The sequence below is a fragment of the Neisseria gonorrhoeae genome, assembly GCF_013030075.1.
In the GTDB taxonomy this organism is placed as follows: domain Bacteria; phylum Pseudomonadota; class Gammaproteobacteria; order Burkholderiales; family Neisseriaceae; genus Neisseria; species Neisseria gonorrhoeae.
Window position 1 is genome coordinate 552389 of record NZ_AP023069.1, and the last position, 25362, is coordinate 577750.

Below are 25362 nucleotides of genomic sequence, written 5' to 3' on the forward strand. Positions count from 1 at the left end.
TTCGGCGCGGTGATTGCCCACGTTTGCGCCTCTACCGGCTGGACGTGGGACTACGTCGCCGACAACTTGGATTTGCCGCGTATCAAACACCTGAACGAGTATTGGCGCGAACATCCGCCCGTGCATATCTTGGCAGCGTCGTATATGGGCGTCAAGCCGTCGTCGGGCAGTGTGCAAAGCGAAGCGGACGAAGCCGAAGCCGTCGGTATGCTTGGCGGCGGCGAACTGTCCGAAGACGAATTTGACGCACTGCTCAAAGCGAAAGGAATCATCTGATGGGCAATGCGGTTTTCCCCACGTTCCCCGGCTTGAAGTGGGGGCGGAAGAAAACGGCGGTATGGAGTACGGGGACGCAGAAATCGGCAAGCGGCCGTGAGTTCCGAACCGCCTACTACACCTACCCGCAATGGCGGTTTTCGCTGTCGTTCGAGGTATTGCGGACAAAGGCGTCCGTAAACGAGTTGGAAAAACTGGCGGGATTCTTCAACGCGCGCAAAGGCAGCTTTGAAAGTTTCCTTTACGAAGACCCGGCCGACAACGCCGTAACCGACCAGCCTGTCGGAAACACGGTGCAGGGCGTTGCGCGTTATCAGCTTGTCCGTTCGATGGGCGGATTTATCGAGCCTGTGTCGGCGGTCAAGGAACGGCCCGCCGTCAAGGTCGGCGGCACGGCGTTGGCGTACGGGCGCGATTACACCGTTACCGACAAGGGCGTTTTGGTTTTCAACACGCCGCAACCGCCGGGCCGCCCGATCACATGGACGGGCGGCTTTTATTTCCGCGTGAGGTTTACGTCTGACACGGTGGATTTTGAAAACGTTTTGGGCAGCTTGTGGGCGGCCAAAAAGATTGAGTTTACGAGTGTGAAACTATGAAGGCGGCGACAAAAGAACTGATTGATTTGCTGCACGGCGGCGACGAGTTTCAGATGGCGGATTTGTACACCATTACGCTTTCGGGCGGCCGGGTGCTGCGGCATACCGGCGCGGATATGCCCGTCGTTTGGGACGGTCAGGCCTACGGGGCGCACGAGCTGGTTATCAAGCGCGGCGCAACCCGTACCGCCGTCGGATTGGAAGTGGATTCCAACACCCTGCAGATTTCAGCCGCGCCCGATTACAGGCTTGAGGGCCTGCAATGGGCGGAGGCCGCCCTGGGCGGCGTATTGGACGGCGCGCGGGTCAGGATAGACCGTGTGTTTTTTGATGCCGGACTGCGCCCCGTCGGTGCGGTGAATATTTTTTCAGGGCGCGTGTCGGACGTATCGGGCGGCAGGTCGTCCGTGAAGGTTGACGTGAAATCCGACATCGAGCTTTTGAACGTTTCCAGCCCGCGCAACATTTATCAGGCGGGCTGCATGAGGACGCTCTATGACGACGGCTGCAAGGTCAACCGTGAGAAATTCACGGTAAACGGGCGCGTAACCGAAAACAGCCGGACGGGAACCGTGCTGAAGCACAATCTGACGCAGCCTGACGGCTGGTTTTCGCAGGGCGTGATTAAGTTTGCGGGCGGGCGCAACGCGGGTTTGAGCAGGACGGTCAAGGCACACGGCGGCAACACGTTCGAACTTGCCCTTCGCCTGCCCTACCCGCCGCAGGCGGGCGATGCGTTCAAGGTTTATCCGGGCTGCGACAAGCGGCGCGATACCTGCAAGGATAAGTTTGACAATATCGTGCATTTTCGCGGCTTCCCGTTCATCCCTTCGGCAGATACGGTGGTGTGATATGCCGTCCGAAACGGATTTGAGGGCGCGGATCGTCGAAGAGGCGCGGTCGTGGCTTGGCACGCCGTACCATCATCATGCAATGGTCAAGGGCGCGGGTGTTGATTGCGCGATGCTCCTGGTCGCCGTCTACGGGGCGGTCGGACTGCTTCCCGAAGGGTTCGACCCGCGCCCTTACCCTCAAGATTGGCATCTGCACCGCGATTGCGAGCGTTATTTGGGGTTCGTCACGCAATTTTGCCGTGAAACGGAATCGCCGCAGGCGGGCGACATTGCAGTATGGCGTTTCGGGCGGTCGTTTTCGCACGGCGGCATATTGGCGGGCGGCGGCAAGGTTATTCACAGCTACATCGGGCGCGGCGTGGTGTCGGACGACATCGGCCAAGCCGAACTTATCGGGCGCGGGGTTCGGTTTTTTACATTTTCATTTTGATTTTGCGGCCGTCTGAAAGGACGGGCTTTACGCGGGGGCGAAGGATAAGGAAATGCACTGCCCGAGTCCGGCATTGATGTTTACGAGCGCATCCAATGAAAATTTGTCGATTTTCCCGTTCAGCAGGTCGTTGATGCGCGGCCGGGTCAGGCCGCAATGTTCTGCGGCCTGTTTTTGCGTCCAACCGTTTTCGCGGACGGTATCGGCGATGTGCATCATCAGGCCGGCGCGCAACCGCATATTGGCGGCTTCGGCAGGCGTGTCGCACAGTGCGTCAAATACGGAGGCGAAAGTTTGGCTTTCCATTATTTCTTTTCCCGAATCAATTTGTTGTAACGTTTTTCCGCCGATTCCGAATCGGCGCCCGCGGTTTTCCGGCTTTTCTTGAAGTTGATAACCTGCCGCCTGTTTGGCGTTTTCGGGGAATTGCCGCAGGCAATCCAATGAACCGCCTGAAAAATTTAACGGTTTCATATTTTATATCTGTTTTGATATAAGTAAATTATATCGATTTTGATAATTTTTGCAAGTTTCGAGGTGGTTTTATGGGTGGTAAATCGTCAACCGTTACATCTGCCGAAGAGCGGATTTTATCGTTACAGGTTCAGCGGTCATCACAGGGGCTGACCCTGCCCGTCATCTACGGCAGGACGCGCGTGGCGGGCAATTTGATTTGGTACGGCGATTTCGTCACCATCGAGCATAAAACTACGACGCGTCAGGGCGGCAAGGGCGGCGGCGGTGTGAAACAGGTCGGTATTTCCTATACCTACGAAGCCGCCGTCATGCTTGCTTTGTGCGAGGGCGAGATTCAGGGCGTGGGGCGGGTTTGGCGCGACAAGGAGAAATTCGATTCGCCGGCACAGTTGCGCCTGACGCTTATGCGCGGCGGCGACGAGCAGCCGTTGTGGACGCACCTGCAACAGGCGAAGCACCAAGGCCAAGCCTTGAATTATTCGGGCACGGCTTATTTGTGCAGCCCGAACTACGAACTGACGAAATCGGCGCAAATATATCAGCACAATTTCGAGGTCATCGGGAAATCGGGCTATTCCGGCAACATCCCCGATGCAAACCCGCGCGAAATCGTATTGGATTTGCTGACGAACCAACGCTACGGCTGCGGTTTCCCGTCCCAAAACATCGGCGATACCGACCGGTACAGCAATTATTGCCGCGCCGTCGGGATTTTCCTAAGCCCTGCCTACACGGAACAGGGGGAGGCGCAACGGAATATTTCCGAACTGCTGGAGCAGACCAACAGCGCGGCGGTATTTTCGCAAGGCCGCCTGAAAATCATCCCCTACGGGGACGGCAGCCATTCGGGGAACGGCGCGGTGTACGTTGCCGACAATAAGGCCGCCTACGACCTGACCGATGACGATTTTATCGTTTCGGGCGCGCAAGACCCTGTAAAGGCCGGGCGCAAAACCAATGCCGATGCGTTTAATCAGATTCAGGTCGAGTACCTTGACAGGGACAACGACTACAACGTCGCCATCGCCGAAGCGAAAGACCAGGCGAATATCGAGCAGTACGGATTGCGCCCGAAAGACGCGGTCAAGATGCACGGCATTTGCGATGCGAAGGTGGCGCAAAAAGTGGCGCAACAACTGCTGCAACGCGCCCTGTACGTGCGCAACGAATATGAGTTTAAGCTGGGTTGGAAATACTGCCTGCTTGAGCCGATGGACATCGTAACCCTGACCGACGCGGGGCTCGGCCTGAATAAAACGCCCGTCCGCATTACGGAAATCGAAGAAGACGGAGAAGGGGTTTTATCCGTCAAGGCCGAAGACTGCCCGGCCGGTGTTTATACCGTGTCGGAATATCCGACGCAGCCGTCTTCGGGTTATTCGGCCGACTACAACGTTTCGCCGGGCAACGCCCATGTGCCGGTAATTTTCGAAGCGCCGTTGCAACTGACGGGCGGCGAACCGCAAATCTGGCTGGCAACCGCCGGGGGCGGTATGTGGGGCGGCGCCGAAGTGTGGGTATCGGCGGACGGCGACAGCTACACCCGCGTCGGCGCGGTCAACCGCAAGGCGCGTTTCGGCGCGCTGACCGCCGATTTGCCCGACGGCGCGGTTTTCGACCGCACAAATACGTTGGGCGTGGAAATTTCGGCGGGGCAGCTGACGGGCGGCACGGAGCAGGACAGCCGCGATTTGCTGACATTGTGCTACGTCGACGGCGAATTTCTGGCATACGCCGACGCCGAACTGAAGGGCGTGGGACGCTACACATTGGGCAACCTGACGCGCGGCGCGTACGGCTCCGCCGTCAACGCACACGCGGCGGGCAGCCGGTTTGCGCGCATCGACGAAGCATTGTTCAAATACGCCGTGCCGCGCAACTGGATTGGCCGCACGGTTTGGGTCAAACTGGTTTCGTACAACGTTTTCGGCGGCGGCATTCAGGATTTGGCGGAAGTGCCGGCGTATTCCTACACCATCGAAGGCGCGCCGCTCGGTCAAATCCAAAACCTGCGCCTGACATCATCGTGGGCATACGGCAAAGAAGCCGTCATCGCTTGGGATAAATTGGACGGCGCGGATACCTACGACGTGGAAATCTACGCAGGCGGCAGCCGACGCCGTCTGCGTGCGGTTGACGGCATCGTTGACAACAGCTACACCTACACTCAGGCGGATATGAAGGCGGACGGCGGCCAGGTACGCGGTATTGTCTTCAAGGTTCGCGGGCGTGCCGTTACCGGTAAAACGGGCAATTGGGCGCAAATCGCGGCGCAAAATCCGCAACTGCAGGCATTACAAGGTATTTCCATCGACAGCGGTTTGAAACAGGCGTTTTTTACCTGCCAAAAACCTGACGAAGAAGACTTTGCAGGGATTATCGTTTGGGTTTGCGAAAACGCAGCCTGCCCGGCCGCGGACGCAAACAAAGCCTATGACGGCGCGGAAACGTTTATAACCATCGCCAAATGCGGCGGCAAACCGCTGGAGAAAGGAAAGACCTATTACTTGAGGGCGGCGGGTTACGACAGTTTCGGCAAAGATAACCTGAAAATCAGCGGCAGCATATCGTTTACCGTTTACGACGTATCGGCAACCGACCTGTCGGAAAGCAGTCTGAACAAGGCTTTGCGCGACAAAATCAACCTGATTGACGGCAACGGCGCGGGCAGCGTCAACGAGCGCGTCGAGGCAGTCCGATCGACGGCGGACGGCAATGCGGCGGCGGTTCAGACACACGCCCGAAGCATCAACGGCTTGGAGGCGCAATACACGGTCAAGGTTGATGCAAACGGCAAAGTGGCGGGCTTCGGCTTGGCGACTACGCCGAAAAACGGCACGCCCGAAAGCAAGTTTATCGTGAATGCCGACCGCTTCGGCATCGGTGCGGCCGGGAAGGCGGATGTGTTCCCGTTCGTGGTGGACACGCAGAAAAACCGCGTGGGCATCAACGGCGAATTGGTGGTCAACGGCAAGGCGGTTGTCGATAAGTTGAACGCCGGGGATATCCACGGCGGCAAAATCGCGGCGGACACGCTGGATGCCAACCGCCTGAAAGCCGGAAGCGTTACGGCGCGGGAAATCGGGGCTGCCGCCGTTACCGCCGATAAAATCGGGGCAAACGCGGTGACTGCCGATAAGATTCAGGTTGCCGATTTGAGCGCGGTATCTTCCAATCTCGGAAGCATCACGGGCGGCAGCCTGAATATCGGCGGGGGTAATTTTACGGTGTCTTCAGACGGCATCCTGACGGCCGACAATGCGGTAATACGCGGCCGGATTGAGGCCGATTCGGGTTATTTCAACGGTACGGTCAGGGCTTCGTCCGTCGAGGGCGACGTGTTGAGGGCGCACAGGCTGCGTTGGACGGAGGGTAACGTTTGGGTGTTGGATTTGGATAAAGACCCGCTGCCGAGGGTTTTGATTCCGAATTTTTATGTGGTTTCGGAAACGTTCGGCAACAACAGGGTGCAGGCAAAGCTGCTGTTGAACGGGGGTGTGCTTGCGCCGAGGGAAGTCAGGGAAACCGAGAACTATACCAATTATATTTGGCGCGGCCGAACTTTCGGGAGGTACGAAGACCTGCCCCCCCGGGCAAGGGGGGGCGGGGATTATACCGAACAATCCGGCTCAAGGTACAGAACCCGCCTCGAGTACCAGATCCAAGTCATCCCCGCGGGCAAACCCGTCAGCCTGAAGTTGTCGCTCGCTTCCCACGAATCGGTGTTTTCGCCGTTCGTGTCGGTTTCGTATTTGGCGCAATCCGACTACGAATACAAGCAGCTGCTCGGGAGGATGGTTTGGCGCACCTTTGCGGAAAGTTTCCGGTACGACAGTAAGAAGCAGGTTTATTTGGGCGGCGACCGGCGTGTACACGATTACCAAAATCAGATGTATAAACATTGGAATGCTTACGGCGGGCTGCTTCAGTTGCCGGACGATATCTACGGCATATCGTTCGAGTACCGGCCTTTTACCAATGCCGACTGGAGTACGATGCTTGCGTTCGACAGGTCGGATAAGTTTGTAGTGGTTAAGAAATACCGGGGTCATGCGCCCCAACAGTATTCTCTGTTTCAGGAGGAGTTTAATACTGCCGTTCCGAAATCCAACCTGCTGTTTTTTGTGGAACACTGGTGGCAGTATATCGAGCTGCGCAATATCAGGGTGCTGATTCCGGAATCGCGCGAAAACGAGGTTTGGCAGGTTGGCTGACGCCCCCGTATGCCGCCGTTTGGGTTTTTCCTGTTTTGTCCGGGCAATGCCCTCTGAAGACCTCGGACGGCATTTTCGTTCCCGCCCCTAGCGGGCTTTTGGAGATTTGAAATGATTGAAGATAAAAAGATTGTTGCCTTGAATTTTGCAGTCGAGGACGGTATGACCGGCGCGAGTGCGGCCTACCACGTCGTCGAACATATCGGCGCGGATTACCGCAACGGTTATGTTACGGCGACGTTGAACGGCTATGTGTCGGAAAATGCGTTTAAATCGGGCAAACGCTACCTGTTGGCGCGCACATTGGATTTTCAGGAAACGGACATAACCGCGCCCGACCCCGGTTGGGTGTACCGCAAGGCGTTGGAAGGTGCGGCGGGCATCCCCAAAGACGCGCAACCGGTTTACGCGGAATAAGTTTTCAGACGGCGTCGGACACTGCGGGGCTTCGGCTTCGCGGTGTTTTGCCGGGGGGTGTGTGACGGGTATGTTGAGGGTTTTGTTGAATCGGCGGTTTTTGCCCGCCGGGTTTCAGGCGTGGTTGTTCGGCACGGCGACGCGGGTGCTGGAGGCGGTCAGCGGTTTGGGCTTGTCGGGTTACGCGGCGGTGTTCGCGCTTGCGCCCGACGAGATTTACGCGTGGCGGATTTATTACAAATTCCAGGATATTCCGGAGGCGTGGACGGTGGGGGTGCTGGCGGCGGCGGGGCTGCTTCAGACGGCATTGCTGTTTGCGCGGGGCGTGAGGGCTTGTGTGGCTTCGGCCTACCTTTTGCTGTTTTCGGGCTTTGTGTGGTTTTTGGTTTCGGTGGCGTTTTGGGGGGCGTACCCGCCTTTGAACACGGGTATGGTCGTTCCGCCGCTGCTGGCGTTTTTCTGCGCGCTGGCGGGGAATAATGCGTTGAGGTTTTTGTTTTCGGCGCAAAAGTCGCGGGGTTTGGCGGATGAGGGGTCGTGAATGGGGTTCTTGCAGTTCGGTTTGCTGTTTGCGGCGGCCGGCGGCGTGCTGGGCGCGGTGTGGGCAAGCCTTCAGGAACGCGGCCGCCCCGTGCAGGCTGTGCTGGAGGCTTTTATTTCTGCAATCGCGGCGGCGGCCGCGGCGGAGCGGTTCGTGCCGCTGGATCAGGCGTGGACGTGCGCGGCGGCGGGGGTGTTCGCGGGGATGATGACGGGGCACGCGCTCGATACGGTGCGCGCGCTCGCGCCCAAGGTTTTGCGCGGTTATCTGGGCGGCTTGGCGGAAAAGCTTACGGGTGTGAAAGACGGAGGGTCTTCGGATGGAAAAGATTGATTTCGAGCGGTATCGCGGCGCGTGAAGACGCTGTGTTCCGGGCGCGTCCGGCTGACGCACGACATTACGCGGCAGGTTTGAAAACGGCGAAACGCCGCGAGGGGCGGAATCCCTGCGGCGTTTCTGAATTTAACCTTATCCGAGGTAAGGAGAAATCTGTTTGAAGTTTAGCATAAACAGGGAGTTTCGCAAGATGTTGAAGCTGTTTGCCGAGTATGCGGTGTTGCGCCGTATGTTTTATGCGGTTTTGGGCGCCGCGCCTTTGACGGCGTTGATTTGGAAGCCGGCGGATATTTTGAATGCTTTGAAATAGGGGCGGGTATGGAAACGGATGCTTCCCCCTGCGGACAGGCTTCGCACTCTGAAGTCAGTCGAACAGTACTGCGCCGATGCGTGCCAATACGTCTTCAATCACGTAATCGGGGACGGTTTCGCGGAAGGCGGCGCGGCGGATTTTCCAATCCAATGCCTTCATCCGGTGGCAGTGGACATTGCCTTGTGTTGCCGTTCCCGCGCCGAGCAGTGTGGAAATCATACCGCCGCTTCTTGCCGCCGCCGCCCTGCCTTGTGAAATCGGGCAGGCGTAAACCAAGCCGGTTGCGCGGTTGTAAGCTCTGGGCGACAGGGCTATGGCGTAATGGCCGCCTTTCATTTCCGTACCGGCGGCGGGGTCGAAGGCAAGATGGAAAATGTCGCCTCGCTCGGGAATATACATCAAACGCCCTCCTGTCCGACATCGGGCATTTCTTCCCAGCCTTCCGCGCGCGGCGGGGCGGCTTCCGTTTCCGCCAAAAGGTCGGACAGGCGGTAGCGTTTGACGGGGCGGATGAGCAGCTCGCCGTTGCGGATTTCTGTTTCCAGCGCGTCGCCGATTTTGGCGTTGAGGGCGGTCAGGAGGCGGGCGGGCAGACGGACTGCCGCGCTGTTGCCCCATTTTTGCAGTCGCAACATGGTTTTGCTTTCGTGTTGTAGATACGTTGTCGATACATTATGCCGCCTGAAACGGATTTTGCCAAGCGGCGGCGTGTAACAGGAGTGGAGATGGAAACGGAACGTGTGAAACCGGATGTATCGGTGTTGCGGAAACCTGCAATCAAAGGCTTGGCCGGGGTGTAAACCGAAAGTTTACATCTCGTCTTTTATCGGAAGGAAAAGAAATGAAAGAATTGAAATGGATTGAAGAAGCCCGTAAATACCTTGGCGCTCACGAAAAAGTGAATGGCAAGTCAAACCCTGTGCTTTTAGCGATGCTGCAAGAAATGGGAAATTTTAATCAGGAGCAGAAAGCGTGGTGGAAAGAAACAGATACGCCGTGGTGCGGCCTGTTTGTCGGACACTGCCTGGGCAAAGCGGGACGCGCGGTCATCAGGGACTGGTATCGCGCCAAAGCCTGGTCAATGTCGGGTTTGACGAAACTCGAAGCCCCCGCATACGGCTGCATCGCGGTCAAACCGCGCCGGGGCGGCGGACACGTTTTCTTCGTTGTCGGCAAAGACGCGGAAGGCAGAATCTTGGGCTTGGGCGGCAATCAGGGCAATATGGTATCCATCATCCCGTTTGACCCTGCGGACATTGACGGCTACTTCTGGCCGTCCAAGCTGATTGGCGGCAAAGCCGTGCCTTCGTCCCCCGCCGAAGGGCGTTACCGGTTGACTGCCGCCGCCGCCACGGCGAAACAGGGCGCGGGCGAGGCGTAAATGATTGGGGCTTTGCTGAAAAATTGGAAGCCGCTGCTTATTTTGTCCGCAATCGCGTTCTTCGCCGTTTCTTGGCAGCTGGACAGGGCGGCGCAATACCGTCGCGGATACGGTGCGGCGGTGTCGGAAGTTTCGGAACGCCTCAAAGCCGCCGCGGTCGAACACGCCGAACACGCCCGCAAATCGTCCGCCGCGTATCAGGCGCAAAAGGCGGCGCGTGAGGAAAAAGAAAGGGTGCGCTATGTGCAAACGCTTAAAATCATTGAAAAACCTGTGTACCGCAATGCCTGTTTTGATGCTGACGGCGTGCGCGAACTCAACGCCGCCGTTGACGACGGCGGTTAAGCCGCCCGCCGATTTGGTGCGGCCCTGCCCGAAACTGCCGCACCTTGAAGGGAACACGGGCGCGGACGTGCTGCCGTGGTCGTTGCAAGTCATCGGCTTGTACAAGGACTGCAAGGCGCGGCACGGCGCGCTGGTACGGGCGTTGGGCGCGGATTGAGTTGCCAACCGGAAGTTTGCAACCGAACCGTCGGTTCCGGGTTGGCGGCCGCATCGGGGGAAGCGTCGGCATTCCCCCCGATTTTTTACATATCGGGCGGACGCGGCAAATTTTTGCCGTTTTGTTTGCGCGAAGGGGGCGTTATACAAAATTATCAGGCGCACCAATAATGGGCGGAAATGAAAATGCCGTACCCTATGGGCAGGCTTCGCACTCTGAAAGGTTCAGGCGGCATTTGTATTCCCTGCGCGTCAAACCGCCTTCGTGTAAAGCGGTTGCAAAAAAGCCTTTTATTTTGACAGGGTGCAGAGATGAACGCCGAAGGATTTTGTGAAAAACAAACCGCCTGCCGGCCGGACGGGCGCCGAAATGCGGGCGATCGTGCCGATTTGAAGGCCTTTGAGTTTGCCGGACGGGAATTGGCGAATTATCGGGAAATGTTGAAACGTTATGCCGTCTGAAAAGACGGCTTTTTTATTTGGGGCTGTAAATGAGCGATTTGGAAGCCAAAGTCAGGATAACGGTAGAAAACCATACGAAGCAGGGTTTTGATTCGGCCGCCGCCGATGCTGATAAGGCGGCGGAAAAGATGCGCAGCAGCGGCGATAATGCCGCAAAGGGCTTTAAAGCTGCAATCGACAGTATGCACGAGACCATGCGCAATTTGCACGCCGATGTGAAAGCGGGATTTGAAGCGGCGGGCAATCAGGCGCAACAGGCGTCTGAAAAGGTTAGGGCCGAAGTGGGTAAAATCGGCTCAGGCTTATCGGGGCTGACCAAACTGCTGGCAGGATTAGCAACCGCAGACTTCGCCAAATCGGTGCTTGATACCGCCGATGCGATGCAGTCGATAAACAGCCAAGTCCGACAAGTCACGTCGTCTGAAACGGAGTATCTGGCCGTGCAGCAGCAGCTTCTCGATACGGCAAACCGTACCCGTGCATCGCTTGAATCAACGGCAAACCTGTACGTTTCCACAAGCCGCGCGTTGAAAGACTACGGCTACACGCAGCAGGAAATTTTAAAATTCACCGAGGCAACCAACAACGCGATGACCATCGGCGGCGTTGGCGCGCGACAACAGGCCGCCGCGCTGTTCCAGTTATCGCAGGCTTTGGGCAGCGGCGTATTGCAGGGCGATGAATTTAAATCCATTTCCGAAGCCGCACCTATTTTGCTGGATACCATTGCGGAATATATGGGCAAATCCCGCGCTGAAATCAAAAAGCTGGGCAGCGAAGGGAAATTGACGGCGGATGTGATTTTCAAAGCCATTTCCGGCGCGTCGGAGAAGTTCGGGGAGCAGGCGGCCAAAATGCCCGTGACGATGGGGCAGGCTTTGACGGTGTTCTCGAACAACTGGCAAAGCATGGTTTCAAAACTGCTGAACGACAGCGGCACAATGTCGGGGATTGCCGCCGTTATTAAACTGATTGCGGATAACCTTAATTTGGTTGTTCCGATCGTCGCAGGTTTTGCCGTTGCCGTTGCCGCCGCCGTTGCACCGACACTGGCTTTGAATCTTGCACTGCTGGCAAACCCGTTCGGGATTATTGCCGTCGCAATCGGCACGGTTGTCGGGCTGATTGCGAAATTCGGCGATGAAATCGATGTTTTCGGCGGCGGCTGGTCGAATCTTTCCGATGTGATTCGGGCGGTTTGGCAAATCATCACGGAAACCGTCGGGGAAGCGGTGGGAACCGTCAAATCGTGGTTTGACGGGCTGACAGGCCGGCTGAACGAGGGCGCGGGCGGCTGGCCGTCGTTGTTCGGGCACGTGATGAGCGTCATCTCAAGCGCAATCGGCGCGTATGTGAACGTTTATATCAACATATTCGCAACCGGCTGGATGCTGATTAAAGAAGCCGCAAACGATATGCCGCAATTCTTCGCCAATCTCGGCAAGGCCATAGGCAACGTGTTTATTTCCGCGATCGAACGGATGATAAACAAAGCGGTAGGCATGATTAACAGCATGATTGACTTTGCCAACAAAGCCGCGTCGATGGCCGGGATATCGGGCATTGGAAAGCTGAACAAGGTTCGGATGGGGCGGATGGACGACGGCGGGCTTGGCGAGCGTATTCATGACAGCTTGACGAAAGACCGCGCCGGCGCAATGGCAAATGCCGTCCGCGAACGGGCCGCCGATATTCACGAAGCCGATGCCCTCAAGGGACGCGGCGGCGGAGGACACGCCAAAACCGCCCGGAAAAAGCCGGGCGCAAATCAGGGCGGCGGCAAAGGGGGCAAATCCCGTTCGGGCGGTCCGGGCGCGGCCAAAGACCCGATGCAGGCTTGGGAAGGGGAAATCAAAGCCCGAAAACTCGCACACCGCGAAATGCAGCGCGAAACGCTCACGCACCAAGAATGGGATTTGGCGCGTGAGGCGGAATATTGGCGGGCGAAGCTGGCAACGGTGGACGCCAACGGAAAAACAGGCGTAAAAATCCGCGAAAAAATCCTGACGCTTGAAGACCAATTATCGAAGCAGTCAACCGAAGCCAAAATGAATCAGGCGGCCGAATGGGAGAAATTGGACAAGCACAAGCTGGAGATGGAGAAAGACGCGGCAGACCAAGCCCTGGCAGACGGACGTATTTCGCAACTCGAACGCCTGGACTTGGAAATCGAGTTTGAAAACCGACGTTACCGGATTGCCTATGACGCATTGCAGGAACGGATCGCACTTGCCGAACAAGACCCGGCATACAGTCAGGCGGCAATCGGCAAGCTCAAGGCCCAAATGGGCGAATTGGGGCGGGGGCACGAACGGACGCAGGCGAAGAACGAGGGCAAACGCGAAAACCAACGCCGCAAAGACGCGCCCAACGTCATGGAAATGCTGCAAGACGGCGGCAGGAACGTTTGGCAGGAAGCACAGCAGCAGATGGGGCAGGCGTTCACCGCCATGCTGGCGAGGGCGCAGAATTTCAGGCAGGCGATGAACGGCTTTTTCAAGAGTATGGGGCAAACCTTTATTCAGGAAATGGTTACGAAACCTTTGACGGGCTTGATGCGGCGCATGGTTGAGGAATCGGCCATTTACAAGATGATTTTCGGAACTAAGGAAACGCTGGAGACAGCGGCGGCAGCCAAGACGGCGGCAACTAAGGCAACCGAGACAACGGCGGTTGTCAGTAGTAATGCTGTTCAAGCGGCTTCAGGCGCGGCGGCTTCCCAGGCGCATATCCCATATGTCGGCCCGATTCTTGCCGTTGCGGCTATGGCGGCGATGATGTCGGCTGTAATGGGACTGATGGGCGGCGGCGGCGGTTCTCAAACGACCACAACCACGACGCGCATTCCCTCGGCGGCAGGCGGCTGGGACATCCCGGCAGGCATCAACCCGCTGACCCAACTGCACGAAAACGAGATGGTCCTGCCTGCCGAACACGCGCAAACCATCCGTGAAATGGCGGATCAGCAGGGAGGCGGCAGCACCGTCATCATCAATTCGACAGGCGGCGACTTCATCCATAAAAACGATTTGGCGAAGCTCTTGAAGCAGATGAAACGGGACTTTAAATTTGTCTGAGAAAATGCCGTCCGAAAGGTTCGGACGGCCTATGTTGCGGCGTACGTCAAGCTATTAAGCTATTTGGTTTTCAGAGGCTTTTTCTTCCATTTCCGGGCTACGGCTTCAAATTCTTGAAAGGCCGTCGGCGCGCTCCTGATACGGCGTATTTCAAAAATGAAGCTGCTTAGGTTGTCCCAGTCGCGTAACAGCATGGAGTATTCGAAATCTTTATACATTTTCTCGTGCAGCGCCCCGCCCAATACGCCCGCACAGACAAATTCGCGCTGGTTTAAAACTGTCAGTATGGCTTCACGGTCTTTCTTCTTGTCCGGGGTATCTGATGTATAGGTGGCGAGTATGCATCCGTCTGTTTTTGCCAGCCCGTTTACTATGGTTATGGCTTCTTGAAGGGCGGCATTGTTACGTTCGGCCATGATCATGTCGATGGTGGCGCGCTTTTTGGCGTTTTCCGTATTCCTCATGATGCCGTAAGCGGCAACAAAAACGCCGATAACAGTCAATATCGGCGTTGCTATCTGTATTAGGTTGTCAGTCATTGCCGTCCCAGCCGTCCGAAAGGCGGAAATCACGGCTTTCCGAATAAATATGCCCCATTGTCATCCCCTTAAGCTGATGTTGAGAATAAATCCTTGCGTCGGAATATACGGCATTGCCTGACTATTTTCAAGATTCCGCACCCCGCGGACCGGACTATACAAAAAAACCGCCTTCGTGTAAAGCGGTTGAAGAGAGCCTTTCAATAAAAATGCCGTCCGAAGGGCTTTCGGACGGCATTTTTTATAGATTCTTTTTTAATGAACCTTTGAAACCGAAGATAATTAATTTTCCTCTTTATTTTCAATACGCAGTGTGCCCTATGTTTTTAAATAAAAATATTTTAATCCAACATTTTTGCAATATCCGCCATGTCGGGGCGGTAGTAAACATTGAGTAAAATCCTTAAATCCCGATGCCCGCTGATTTTTGCCAAGACCTCCACAGGCACTTTTTTTGATAGGCGCGTGAGGGCTTCGCGGCGGGTGTCGTGAAAATGCAGGCCTTGTATGCCGCAATTATCCCGCGCTCGCCTGAATAATACATCAAGGCTTTTGGCATCCAGGCTAAACACCCATGTGTCATCAATTCCGCGCAGTTGCTCTATTAGTTCGGCGGCTCGCAAGGATAATGGCACGTCACGGCTGTCGCCGTTTTTAGTTATTGGGAGGTGGGCAATACGACGCCGCATATTCACATCTGCCCATTTTAGGCCGCAGATTTCGCCTGCCCGCATGGCGGTTTCGATGGCAAATAGGACGGCAACGGCAACCCGTTGCACCGCCATTTTCGGTTTCTCATTAGGCCGGTATAGGAGGGCGGCGCAAATATCGGCAATTTCCTGCTCGGTTGGCCGTCTTGTCCTTGCCCGGCTTTTTTTCGGCTTGCTGATTTTGCGTACAGGGTTTTCGCGAAGAAGTCCCCACTCTTTCATGGCGTGTTCGCAGACGGCGGATAAAGTGGTTAATTCGCGTCCGACGCTGGTGGGGGATACCTCCTGCAACCGTTGATCTCGCCAATCGGCGAAGTCTTGAGGGCGCAGGTCGGCAAGCCGCACCTTTGCCAAAGGTGTTTTTAGTGCGCGTCCAATGCGGTATGATTCTTCCCGTGCGCCCCGCTTTGATGGTGTAACCTCGGATAAATACCGCCGGATAAGGTCGGCAAAGATAGTATTTCGCGGGGCATTGCCTTGGATGCCGTCCATAATTTGCGACTCTATTCGCGCCGCCCACGCCTTCGCGTCTGATGCCCGCTCAAATGTGGCGGAACGGGAAACGCCTTTCATACGGATTTGTACGCGCCATTTGCCGTTACGTTGAGTGATGGTTGCCATATTTATTCGGGTGCAATTCGGGTGCAAATATAATAGAGCAAAACAGATATAAAGCGGGGCAAAATAGGGCTATATTAAATTTAATGCTTTGATATGTAGGGATAAATAGATTTAAAAAGACGAAAGAAGTGCGGACGTAGAATAAGCGTAGATGCGCTCCGTCCGCACCAATAAAAATATATAAATCATATTGTTAATGATTATTGGGACAATTCGGTGGCACAAAATATAAGCTGTCTGCTTTTCAGCGGGCGGCTTTTTATCTGCCTATGTGTTTCAACACACAAAACGGCACATAAAGCACCGCCATTTGTTCCGCACCGAATCGGAAGCGGGTGCTTCCGCCCGCAATCGGATTCGCCGCCCCTAATGTCGGGGTTTTAACCGGAAAGAAGAAAATATTGATTTTGATGATGGCATCAAAAAAACCCTTCCGCCCGTCTGCCAAAAGGAATGGTTAAGAAAAGCAATGCGTCTTTTGATGGAACGCGATATATAAGAAATTGAGGGGAAGGGCAGGCGGGTTTCTGCCCGTTAATCCTGCGGACGGCCCCGCCAAACCCGACACGCGCGGGCATATGGCGGATTGTTTACAATATTGTCTAAAAATCTGAACCTGCAAACGCGAAATAAGGTAGAATACGCCCCGTTATTTTACCGTCCAATCCCCATTTACCAAGGAAAAACGATGAGTACTTCATTGAGTTACCGCGATGCGGGCGTCGGTATCGACGCAGGCGACCAACTGGTCGAAAAAATCAAACCGTTTGCCAAACGCACCATGCGTCCGGAAGTATTGGGGGATTTGGGCGGTTTTGGCGCATTGGTCGAAATCGGCAAAAAATATCAAAACCCCGTATTGGTCAGCGGTACGGACGGCGTGGGTACCAAGCTCAAACTTGCCTTCGATTGGGACAAACACGATACGGTGGGCATCGACCTTGTTGCAATGAGTGTCAACGATATTTTGGTTCAAGGAGCTGAACCATTGTTTTTCTTGGATTATTTTGCCTGCGGTAAATTGGATGTTCCGCGTGCGACCGATGTCATCAAAGGCATTGCCCAAGGTTGCGAAGAATCCGGCTGCGCCCTGATTGGCGGGGAAACTGCCGAAATGCCGGGTATGTATCCCGTTGGTGAATACGATTTGGCGGGTTTTGCCGTCGGCGTGGTGGAAAAAGAGAATGTCATTACCGGCCTCAGCATCGGCGCGGGCGATGTGGTATTGGGTTTGGCTTCCAACGGCGCACATTCAAACGGCTATTCCCTTATCCGTAAAATCATCGAACGCGACAATCCCGATCTGGATGCCGAGTTTGATAATGGCAAAACTTTACGTGAAGCCGTTATTGCGCCGACACGTCTGTATGTGAAACCGATTCTTGCCGCTTTGGAAAAATTTACCATTAAAGGTATGGCGCACATTACCGGCGGCGGCATTACCGAAAACGTGCCGCGCGTGTTGCCTAAAAACACGGTTGCCCAAATCGATGCCGAATCGTGGGAATTGCCCAAGCTCTTCCAATGGCTTCAAAAGGCGGGCAATGTGGAAACCCAAGAAATGTACCGGACCTTTAACTGCGGCATCGGTATGGTCGTCATCGTTGCTGCCGAAGATGCCGATGCGGTTCGGTCATTCCTGAGCGGGCAGGGCGAGACAGTGTACCGTTTGGGTTGCATCCGAGAGCGTCAAGGGAACGAGCATCAAACCCAAGTTGCCTGACTTCCAAGCATCAAATGCCGTCTGAATTTGTTTCAGACGGCATTTCCGCATCTTCCAAACGCGTATCCGCAACACAGTTCTGCAAACTGATATTTTGCCCGGTATGGCGGCTTAAACTTCTTCATCATATTTCGATAATGCTATAAAATGATATAATCATAAAATATTGTTTATTCCTACATCGTATTTATCCTATTTTCCGAAATGTGAGCGTTTTATGAAGCAATCCGTCCATAATAAAACAATTTTAAGTGTTTTGATTTCATCTATGTCTGTAACGGCTTTTTCCGCCCCCCCCCCACCCCCCCCGCGCGATAAATGCTATTTCAGTCAATCGTACCGATTCCGGCGAACCCATCGGTTTTGAGTTTAATAATGCGGACAATACCGTAACCGGCAATGCGGATATTACGGTCAAACCTGCCGACCCTTCACAGCATTCGCGCCCGAAAGGGCTGATTATCCGGAGCGACCGTAACGAACCAAACAAAAACCAAGAAGTTCGCTTAAATAATATAGCGGATTAACAAAAATCAGGACAAGGCGGCGAGCCGCAGACAGTACAAATAGTACGGCAAGGCGAGGCAACGCCGTACCGGTTTAAATTTAATCCACTCTATATGGCTGGTGGAGTTTATTTAGGCGGAAAAATTATTAGCCCTATATATCATTCATCACAAGAATTTTCTGGTGAACCAATAATCTATGCTGAAACAAATATAATTTTATGTCCTGCTGAAAAATTTTTAACTTTAAAACGAGTTTTCCATAATGGAAATATTTTTAATATGAATCAGATAATTACTTTTTTATCCAATAAACAAGGGGGAGTACGTTTTGATAAAAATTACGATAAATATAAAACTTGGCAAGTTGCTATAGAAAAAGCAGCAAATTTTTTAAAACTCGGTAATCCATATAATGAAGATAAATTATCTCTTAGTGAAGAACATGACACTATTCGGGTCTGTACCAGATTAGCAGATATGTTACCCTCGAAATATGAAGATAACACACTGCAAATTAAAGAAAGAAGTACAAAAAGAACCGCTCCGTTCTTTTGTACCGGAAGTTACCGCCCGTTCTGCCGCCGATATTTTGGGTATCCATCCCGATTCGGCGGCACTGTTTTACCGTAAAATCCGCACGGTTGCCAACCATCGTTTGGCCTTGGCTGCCGATGAGGTTTTCGAGGGCCCCGCCGGGCCGGGCGGAAGCTGTTTCGGCGGACGGCGTAAAGGCAGACGCGGTCGCGGCGCGGCAGGAAAAGCGGTTGTCTTCGGCATTCCGAAACGCAACGGGCGGGCCTATACCGTTGCCGCGGACGATGCCGAGCCTGAAACGTTGCTCCCTGCCGTCAAAAAGAAAATCATGCCGGACGGTATTGTTTATGCCGATAGCCCGGGCAGCCGCGGCAAGTCGGACGCGGGCGGTTTTACCCGTTGCCGCATCAACCGTTCCAAGGAATTTGCAGACCGTCGGAACCACATTAACGGCATTGGGAACTTTTGGAATCAGGCAAAACGCGCCTTGCGGAAATACAACGGAATCGATCGTAAACCTTTCCCGCCGTTGTTGAGGGAATGCGAATTTCGACTTAACTTCGGCACACCGCCCCGGCAGCTAAAAATCCTGCGGGATCGGTGTGGAATTTAGGGATAATCTAGTACAGCCCCATTTCGGCCGGTTTGTGCATTTCGTCATCCGGAAGCCGGTATTTTGCCGGCAGGTTTTGACTACTTTGCCCGATGACCGGGTTTGTCTGTTTTTAACAAAGGAGTGAGAAGGTTTGTCCCTGTCTGAATTTATAGAACGCCGAACGTCATTTAATCCGATGGTTATTTTGACGACTTTGTTTTTTGTGTGTGTTTTGGTGGTATTGGTTTTAACCGTGCCGGATCAGGTGCAGATGTGGCTCGACCGGGCAAAAGAAGTCATTTTTACCGAGTTCAGCTGGTTTTATGTTTTAACGTTTTCCATTTTTCTGGGTTTTCTGCTGATACTCTCGGTCAGCGGTTTGGGAAACATCAGGCTAGGACGGGATGAAGATGTGCCGGAATTCGGCTTCCTGTCGTGGCTGGCGATGCTGTTTGCGGCCGGGATGGGCGTGGGCCTGATGTTTTTCGGCGTGGCAGAGCCGTTGATGCATTATTTTTCGGACATTACGGTCGGCGCGCCGGAACACAGGCAGCAGCAGGCATTGCTGCACACGGTGTTCCATTGGGGCGTTCACGCCTGGTCGGTGTACGGTACGATTGCATTGGCTTTGGCTTATTTCGGTTTCCGCTACAAACTGCCGCTTGCCCTGCGTTCTTGTTTTTACCCCCTGTTGAAAGAAAAAATTTCCGGAAGGTTCGGCGATGCCATTGATATTATGGCGTTGCTTGCTACTTTTTTCGGCATCATCACCACATTGGGGTTCGGGGCTTCGCAACTGGGCGCCGGATTGCAGGAAATGGGCTGGATTGCCGAAAACAGCTTCGGCGTGCAGGTCTTGATTATCGCCGCCGTAATGTCCCTCGCCGTCGTTTCGGCAATATCCGGCGTGGGGAAGGGCGTGAAGGTGTTGAGCGAGTTGAACCTGGGCCTTGCGTTTTTGCTGCTGTTTTTTGTTTTGGCGGCGGACCCCACTGTTTACCTGTTGTCGGCATTCGGCGACAACATAGGGAACTACCTCGGAAATCTGGTGCGCCTCAGTTTGAAAACTTATGCGTACGAACGGGAACACAAGCCGTGGTTTGAATCTTGGACGGTGCTTTATTGGGCGTGGTGGTGTTCTTGGGCGCCGTTTGTGGGTTTGTTTATCGCGCGCATTTCAAAGGGGCGCACCATCCGCGAGTTTGTCTTCGGGGTTTTGCTCATCCCCGGCCTGTTCGGCGTTTTGTGGTTTACCGTCTTCGGCAATACGGCGATTTGGCTGAATGACGGGGTTGCGGGGGGAATGCTCGAAAAGATGACCTCCTCTCCGGAAACGCTGCTTTTTAAATTCTTTAATTACCTCCCCCTGCCCGAACTGACGAGCATCGTCAGCCTGCTGGTCATTTCCCTGTTTTTTGTAACTTCTGCCGACTCCGGGATTTATGTCCTGAACAATATTACCTCTCGGGACAAAGGCTTGAGCGCGCCACGGTGGCAGGCGGTTATGTGGGGCGTGCTGATGTCTGCCGTTGCCGTTTTGCTGATGCGCTCGGGCGGACTCGGCAACCTGCAGTCTATGACCCTGATTGTTTCCCTGCCGTTTGCCCTGCTGATGCTGATAATGTGTTTCAGCCTGTGGAAAGGCTTGAGTGCGGATAAGAAATATTTTGAGACCCGGGTCAACCCTACCAGTGTATTTTGGACGGGCGGCAAGTGGAAAGAACGGCTGGTGCGGATAATGAGCCAGACGCAGGAGCAGGATATTTTAAAATTCCTCAAACATACCGCATCGCCCGCTATGCACGAGTTGCAACGGGAGCTTTCGGAAGAATACGGCTTGAGCGTCCGGGTCGATAAGATGTTTCATCAGGACGAGCCCGCAATCGAGTTCGTCATTCGGAAAGAGACGATGCGCGATTTTATGTACGGGATTAAGTCTGTCGGGCAGGATGTATCCGACCAGTTGATTAACGACGGCAAGCTGCCGCATATCCGGCACCAGACAACTTACAAACCCTACGCTTATTTTTTCGACGGGCGCGTCGGGTACGATGTGCAGTATATGAACAAGGACGAGCTGATTGCCGACATTTTGAAAAACTACGAACGTTATTTGATGTTGTTGGATGATGTCGGTCAGGAACTGATGGCGCACGAGCAGGTGGAATTGGCAGAGTAAATATCCTCGCTCCGGCGTTTGCCAAAAAAATGCGGTGAATCAGATTCACCGCATTTTTTTGCCGGACGGGGCTTCGGACGGCACGGCGTTCATTTGTTTCCTTCAAACTGCTCCTTCAGCACCCGTTTCAATACTTTGCCCGTAGCGTTGCGCGGCAGCCCGTCTTTAAAGTGGATCTGTTTGGGGATTTTGAAATTTGCCAGCACGGTACGCAGGTGGCGGCGGATTTCGTCCTCGCCCAAATCCATACCTTCCTTCAATTGGACGAAGGCGACGATTTCCTCGTCGGCATAACGGTCTTTCACGCCGATGACGGCGGCGGCTTCGACGGCATCGAGTTTGTGGATTTCTTCTTCGATCTCGCGCGGATAGACGTTTTGACCTTTGGAAATAATCAAATCTTTTTTGCGGTCGACGATAAAGATAAAGCCGTCCTCGTCTATGGTAACGAAATCGCCCGTTTTCAACCAGCCGTTGACGATGGTTTCATCGGTGGCGGCAGGCATATTGAGGTAGCCCCGCATCACCGAACCGCCCCTGACGATCAGTTCGCCCACTTCGCCGCGCGGCACTTCGACCAATTCTTCATCGACGGCTTTGGCTTCCAAACCGGGCAGGGGGATGCCGACGCTGCGGGCTTTTTGCCGTTCGGGCGTATTGACGGCGACGACGGGCGAGGCTTCGCTCAGTCCGTAGCCTTCCAGCAATTTGGCGCGGGGGAACTTGGCTTTAAAATCGAGGATGGTTTGTTCCGCCAAAGGCGCGCCGCCGCTGATAAACAGGCGGATGCGGTTGAACCATCTGAAATACCAAGGGATTTTCGCCTTGCTCATCGCGGTGTAAATCGCGGGTACGCCCAAAAACACGGTTGCGCGTTTGAGCAGGGCCTGTTTCAAAACGTTGGAAAAGGGGAAAACGGATTTGACCAAAATAATCGAACACGCCATATAAATCGGCAGCAGTACCATAGCCGTCAGCGTGAAGCTGTGGAACATCGGCAGGAAAACGATAAAGCGGTCGCGTTTGGAAATTTTAAAGATGCGTTCGATGCCGTTCAGGTTGGCGAACAGGTTGGCGTAACTGATTAGCGCGCCTTTGGGATGCCCCGTCGTGCCGGAGGTGTAGATGATGTGTGCCAAATCATTTATCCGGGGTTGGCGGCCCAAGTCGGGTTTTTCGGGGAAGCGGCGCACGTTTTCAAAAAAGGCATCGCCTTCCGCCGTTTCGCCGGCCGGCCGGCTTTTGTCCGTCCAAATGATTTTTTCGACGGGCGTTTGCGCCTTCAGGCCCGCCAATTCTTTTGACAGGCCGGCCGAGGCGAACAGGAAGCGCGCCTTGCAGTCATTCAGGATATACGCGTATTCGCTGTTTTTCAAAAATGTGTTCATCGGTACGGCGACCGCGCCGATGGCGGAGACGGCGAAATAGGCGGTAATAAATTCTGTGGAATTGGAAACCGCCAGCGCGACCGTGTCGCCGAACTTCACGCCGATATTTTGCAGATACGCCGCGACGGCTTCGGCTTCCTGCTTGAGCGCGCGGTAGGCGGTTTTTTCCTTGCCGTCGAACACTGCCGTGCCGTTGCCGTTTTTGCGGCAGGCGGCGGCGAGCATTTCGTAGAAATTGGCATAAGTCCGGTTCATGAAACTTCCTTTATGGTTGCGGACGGCGAATGCCCTCATTTGAAAACAATATGCCGTCTGAAAACGGAAGGCGGCAGTTTATCATCTTTGCCTTCAGACGGCATATCAAACGCCGCCTTTGCGCCGCATGCCGGAGGTTCGCCCCCGTCCTTCCTATGTCTGACCTGAATGCCGTCTGAATCAATATGAAGATATACGTTTCAGACGGCATCCCCCTGTTGTGGAAATACCGTCCGCCCCCCCCTGTCCGATTATTGCCTGATTGCGGCGGCGCGGACGAGTTCTTCGAGGCTGTCGGCAAGCATTTCCGCCGCGCGCCGGTAGCCTTGGGCGGAGAAGTGTACGCCGTCTTTGGCGGCCCATCCTTGGTTGAGCCAGTTTTTCATGCTGCATATGCCGCCCATTGCGTTTTGCCAAGACCAAAACATCGTCTGCCCCTGACGGGCGACGCGCCGCTGCATCTGTTGGACTTCGGTCAGGAGGACGGGGCGCGTGCCGCATACGCCGAGCGTGTTTTTCAGGGATTCGGGCGCGCCGATGATGAGGATGCCGGCGGCGGGCAGGCTGTCGCGGATTTGGCGGACGGTATCCAGCCATTTTTGTTCGGTATCGGCAATGTCGATGTTGTTGTTGAAGGCTTCGTTGGTGCCGTAGGAAAGGATAACCAAATCGGCGCCGGTTTGGGCAAGGTCGTTCATACGGTCGGCACGCCATTTCGACCACTGGGTCAATTGTGCGCCGTTGATGCCCATCGCGGAAACGGTAATGCCGCCGGCGGGATTTTCGATGTTGATGAAGCCGATGTCCCACGGCATTTCGGTCTGTATGGCCAGGGGCAGTGCCGCGCCCGTATCCAGTACCTGCCAGCCGCCGCCGTTGGCGGAGACGGTGTTGCCGTTGACGGTCAGGGTTTGTTCGGCGAGCAGCGGTTTGGCAAACAGGGAAACGCGCTGTTTGCCGGTTTTGCCGTCAGACGCGGTCAGGGTCATGCCGCCGCCGCTGCCGGTTTGGGCGAGGATGCCGCCGAGCGGGAAATCTCCGGTATTGTTCCTGCTGGTGAAGCTTTGCCAGTTGCCGCTGTGACGGACGGCCGCCATGCGCTGCCCTTTGACGTTGGCGGGGTAAACCCAGCCTATGCCGCCGTCGCCCCATGTTTTTTGCAGGCGTTTGCGCAGGGCGTCGGTAAAGAAGTCGCCGGCGGTATGCGAGTCGCCGATTTGCAGGATGCGGAAGGCCTCGCCGCTGCCTTGTGCGACGGATCGGAGTTTTTTCATCCAAGGCGAGGCGGCGGCGTTGCCGTAGTCGGTCAGCAGCCCGTTTGTATCGGTGTAGGGGGCGGACGGGGAAACGGTAACGGTGTCGGGGCTGACGGAGGCGACGGGCAGGGCTTCTGCCTGCGTGGCGGCGAACAGGGCGGAAAATGCGATGAAGTGTTTGGGGTTCATGGCTGTGTACTTGATGGTTGCGTACTCGGTTCAAAAACGATTTTTTCCATTATTTTTTCCGCCAGCAGTTTTTGTCCTTCGGCGGTAAAGTGTATGCCGTCCTTACTGCGGTAGCGGACGGGTTTGCCGTTGACGTTGACGGAATCGGTGTAGCGGCCTTTCCCGCCGCTCAGTGTTTGCGCGGTGGGAATCAGGATGATTTTGCCTTTCAAGTGTTCCGAAAGCAGTTTGTCGAGGTAGCGCATCTGACCGTCGAGCTTGACTTTTTTCATGTAGGGGATGCCGAGCCAGACGACTTGGACGCGGTGCGTGTGTGCGGCTTCAAGGATGCGGTCGACGCGTTTCAGGTATTCTTGCGCCCATTCGTCGGAAGCGAATTTGAGGTAGCGTTTGCCGACGGGGAAATCCCACGGGTCGTTCGGGCCGAGGAAGACGGCGAGTACGCTGATTTCGGGATGTTTTTTCAAGGTTTCTTCAATCGTTTTCGGCCAGTCGAAGAATGAGGGATAGGAAAGCCCCGTGCTTTGTTTGCTGAGGTTGGCGGATTCGATGCCGTATTGCTGTTTCAGGCTTTTTTGCACGAAAGGCGCAACGCCCTGCATCAGCGAATCTCCGGCGAAAAAGACTTTGTCGCCGCTGCGGACGGCGGCGGCTTCGGTGCCTTGTTTCCATTCTGTTCCGCCGGCCGGCGGGGCGGCTTCGGATGCGGCGGCTTCAGGCGGCATATCTGCCGAACCGCCGTCTTGAGCCGTCGGCGGCGTTTCGCCGGACAGGAAGGTTTTGATGCCGTCTGAAAGGGCGTAGGCGTTTTCTTGCAACGCCGCTCCGCTCCGCCACCATCCGTAGGCGGCAAGCGGTTCGAGCGGGCTGTTGCGGTGGTAGGTCTGCTGCCAGTAGGCGTTGATGGGGTTTTGGCTGAACCACACGGCAATCAGGGCAGACATCAGTATGGAGGCGAAAAGGGAAAGAAAGTTTTTCATGTCCAA

At 55.0% G+C, this 25362-nt stretch carries 27 protein-coding genes; 18 read left to right on the top strand and 9 right to left on the bottom strand.

Annotation, left to right across the window (positions count from 1 at the left end; all coding sequences use genetic code 11):
• Window positions 1–9 precede the first annotated feature (9 nt).
• Genes HT085_RS02955 through HT085_RS02970 form a run of 4 tightly spaced genes read left to right on the top strand, consistent with a single transcriptional unit; the run spans window position 10 to window position 2159 of the window.
• Entirely contained in the window at window positions 10–276 is a 267-nt protein-coding gene (locus HT085_RS02955; RefSeq protein WP_003689070.1) for a hypothetical protein, read from the top strand.
• Window positions 276–875 carry a DUF2460 domain-containing protein gene (locus tag HT085_RS02960; RefSeq protein WP_003691415.1) on the top strand — a complete coding sequence of 200 codons (600 nt, stop codon included), beginning with the start codon at window positions 276–278 and terminating at the stop codon, window positions 873–875. Before HT085_RS02955 ends, HT085_RS02960 begins: the two co-directional genes overlap by 1 nt.
• A complete protein-coding gene (locus HT085_RS02965) occupies window positions 872–1726 on the top strand; it encodes a DUF2163 domain-containing protein (RefSeq protein ID WP_003698614.1) in 855 nt (284 codons plus the stop codon). Before HT085_RS02960 ends, HT085_RS02965 begins: the two co-directional genes overlap by 4 nt.
• Before the next feature lies 1 nt (window position 1727).
• The gene (locus HT085_RS02970; protein WP_003689064.1) at window positions 1728–2159 is read left to right on the top strand and encodes an NlpC/P60 family protein; all 432 of its coding nucleotides are present in this window, start codon (window positions 1728–1730) and stop codon (window positions 2157–2159) included.
• Between the two features lie 27 nt (window positions 2160–2186).
• On the opposite strand, the gene HT085_RS02975 is transcribed toward HT085_RS02970, so the two are convergent.
• Window positions 2187–2465, bottom strand: a complete 279-nt coding sequence (locus HT085_RS02975; RefSeq protein WP_003689062.1) for a helix-turn-helix domain-containing protein — start codon at window positions 2463–2465, stop codon at window positions 2187–2189.
• A 239-nt stretch (window positions 2466–2704) separates the two neighbouring features.
• Here HT085_RS02975 and HT085_RS02980 point away from each other — a divergent pair, with 239 nt between their 5' ends.
• The 4 genes from HT085_RS02980 to HT085_RS02995 all read left to right on the top strand — a co-directional run bounded on the left by HT085_RS02980 (window position 2705) and on the right by HT085_RS02995 (window position 8141).
• Window positions 2705–6850 carry a phage tail protein gene (locus HT085_RS02980; RefSeq protein WP_172763934.1) on the top strand — a complete coding sequence of 1382 codons (4146 nt, stop codon included), beginning with the start codon at window positions 2705–2707 and terminating at the stop codon, window positions 6848–6850.
• 111 nt (window positions 6851–6961) lie between these two features.
• Complete coding sequence (locus HT085_RS02985; protein WP_003689058.1) at window positions 6962–7267, top strand: hypothetical protein; 306 nt, start codon at window positions 6962–6964, stop codon at window positions 7265–7267.
• A gap of 70 nt (window positions 7268–7337) precedes the next feature.
• Entirely contained in the window at window positions 7338–7808 is a 471-nt protein-coding gene (locus HT085_RS02990; protein ID WP_003691410.1) for a hypothetical protein, read from the top strand.
• On the top strand, window positions 7809–8141 hold the full coding sequence (locus tag HT085_RS02995) for a hypothetical protein (protein ID WP_003691408.1): 333 nt from the start codon (window positions 7809–7811) through the stop codon (window positions 8139–8141). It abuts the gene before it with no gap.
• 367 nt (window positions 8142–8508) lie between these two features.
• Here HT085_RS02995 and HT085_RS03000 read toward each other — a convergent pair whose 3' ends face one another.
• Both HT085_RS03000 and HT085_RS03005 read right to left on the bottom strand, forming a co-directional pair.
• Entirely contained in the window at window positions 8509–8856 is a 348-nt protein-coding gene (locus HT085_RS03000) for a type II toxin-antitoxin system PemK/MazF family toxin (protein ID WP_003689051.1), read from the bottom strand.
• Window positions 8856–9092, bottom strand: coding sequence for an AbrB/MazE/SpoVT family DNA-binding domain-containing protein (locus tag HT085_RS03005; RefSeq protein ID WP_003689049.1), 237 nt, complete (start codon window positions 9090–9092; stop codon window positions 8856–8858). The genes HT085_RS03000 and HT085_RS03005 overlap by 1 nt, the downstream gene beginning before the upstream one ends.
• 39 nt (window positions 9093–9131) lie before the next feature.
• On the opposite strand from HT085_RS03005, the gene HT085_RS12015 reads away from it, so the two are divergent.
• From HT085_RS12015 to HT085_RS03030, 6 genes are all read left to right on the top strand, one after another.
• Window positions 9132–9257 (top strand): hypothetical protein, encoded by a 126-nt coding sequence (locus tag HT085_RS12015; RefSeq protein WP_255294325.1) that lies wholly within the window; start codon window positions 9132–9134, stop codon window positions 9255–9257.
• A gap of 41 nt (window positions 9258–9298) precedes the next feature.
• On the top strand, window positions 9299–9838 hold the full coding sequence (locus HT085_RS03010) for an NlpC/P60 family protein (protein ID WP_050163081.1): 540 nt from the start codon (window positions 9299–9301) through the stop codon (window positions 9836–9838).
• Window positions 9839–10183, top strand: coding sequence for a hypothetical protein (locus HT085_RS03015; RefSeq protein WP_003695464.1), 345 nt, complete (start codon window positions 9839–9841; stop codon window positions 10181–10183).
• Window positions 10167–10340 (top strand): hypothetical protein, encoded by a 174-nt coding sequence (locus tag HT085_RS03020; RefSeq protein ID WP_017146757.1) that lies wholly within the window; start codon window positions 10167–10169, stop codon window positions 10338–10340. The genes HT085_RS03015 and HT085_RS03020 overlap by 17 nt, the downstream gene beginning before the upstream one ends.
• 311 nt (window positions 10341–10651) lie before the next feature.
• Entirely contained in the window at window positions 10652–10801 is a 150-nt protein-coding gene (locus HT085_RS03025) for a hypothetical protein (RefSeq protein WP_003691402.1), read from the top strand.
• A 29-nt stretch (window positions 10802–10830) separates the two neighbouring features.
• Window positions 10831–13878: a tape measure protein gene (locus HT085_RS03030; protein ID WP_172763935.1), complete on the top strand. Its 3048-nt coding sequence runs from the start codon at window positions 10831–10833 to the stop codon at window positions 13876–13878.
• Between the two features lie 59 nt (window positions 13879–13937).
• On the opposite strand, the gene HT085_RS03035 is transcribed toward HT085_RS03030, so the two are convergent.
• From HT085_RS03035 to HT085_RS03045, 3 genes are all read right to left on the bottom strand, one after another.
• Window positions 13938–14417, bottom strand: a complete 480-nt coding sequence (locus HT085_RS03035; RefSeq protein WP_002241413.1) for a DUF4760 domain-containing protein — start codon at window positions 14415–14417, stop codon at window positions 13938–13940.
• Between the two features lie 341 nt (window positions 14418–14758).
• The gene (locus tag HT085_RS03040) at window positions 14759–15748 is read right to left on the bottom strand and encodes a tyrosine-type recombinase/integrase (protein WP_003689040.1); all 990 of its coding nucleotides are present in this window, start codon (window positions 15746–15748) and stop codon (window positions 14759–14761) included.
• Window positions 15749–16007: 259 nt separating this feature from the next.
• A complete protein-coding gene (locus HT085_RS03045; RefSeq protein ID WP_003689039.1) occupies window positions 16008–16196 on the bottom strand; it encodes a hypothetical protein in 189 nt (62 codons plus the stop codon).
• 240 nt (window positions 16197–16436) lie between these two features.
• Here HT085_RS03045 and purM point away from each other — a divergent pair, with 240 nt between their 5' ends.
• The 3 genes from purM (at window position 16437) to HT085_RS03065 (ending at window position 21288) form a co-directional block, all read left to right on the top strand.
• Window positions 16437–17471, top strand: a complete 1035-nt coding sequence (gene purM, locus HT085_RS03050; protein ID WP_003691398.1) for a phosphoribosylformylglycinamidine cyclo-ligase — start codon at window positions 16437–16439, stop codon at window positions 17469–17471.
• Window positions 17472–18473: 1002 nt separating this feature from the next.
• Window positions 18474–19127, top strand: coding sequence for an IS1595 family transposase (locus HT085_RS03060; protein ID WP_017147274.1), 654 nt, complete (start codon window positions 18474–18476; stop codon window positions 19125–19127).
• A gap of 133 nt (window positions 19128–19260) precedes the next feature.
• The gene (locus HT085_RS03065; protein WP_003691396.1) at window positions 19261–21288 is read left to right on the top strand and encodes a BCCT family transporter; all 2028 of its coding nucleotides are present in this window, start codon (window positions 19261–19263) and stop codon (window positions 21286–21288) included.
• 89 nt (window positions 21289–21377) lie between these two features.
• On the opposite strand, the gene HT085_RS03070 is transcribed toward HT085_RS03065, so the two are convergent.
• Window positions 21378–22931 carry a fatty acid--CoA ligase gene (locus HT085_RS03070; RefSeq protein ID WP_003691393.1) on the bottom strand — a complete coding sequence of 518 codons (1554 nt, stop codon included), beginning with the start codon at window positions 22929–22931 and terminating at the stop codon, window positions 21378–21380.
• A gap of 50 nt (window positions 22932–22981) precedes the next feature.
• Between HT085_RS03070 and HT085_RS12020 the strand changes: the two genes are divergently transcribed.
• Window positions 22982–23110 (top strand): hypothetical protein, encoded by a 129-nt coding sequence (locus HT085_RS12020; protein WP_255294324.1) that lies wholly within the window; start codon window positions 22982–22984, stop codon window positions 23108–23110.
• Window positions 23111–23182: 72 nt separating this feature from the next.
• Here the strand turns inward: HT085_RS12020 and HT085_RS03075 are convergent, their stop codons facing one another.
• The gene (locus HT085_RS03075; protein ID WP_003691388.1) at window positions 23183–24376 is read right to left on the bottom strand and encodes an SGNH/GDSL hydrolase family protein; all 1194 of its coding nucleotides are present in this window, start codon (window positions 24374–24376) and stop codon (window positions 23183–23185) included.
• The gene (patB, locus tag HT085_RS03080) at window positions 24373–25356 is read right to left on the bottom strand and encodes a peptidoglycan O-acetyltransferase PatB (RefSeq protein WP_003689032.1); all 984 of its coding nucleotides are present in this window, start codon (window positions 25354–25356) and stop codon (window positions 24373–24375) included. Before patB ends, HT085_RS03075 begins: the two co-directional genes overlap by 4 nt.
• Window positions 25357–25362: the final 6 nt, after the last annotated feature.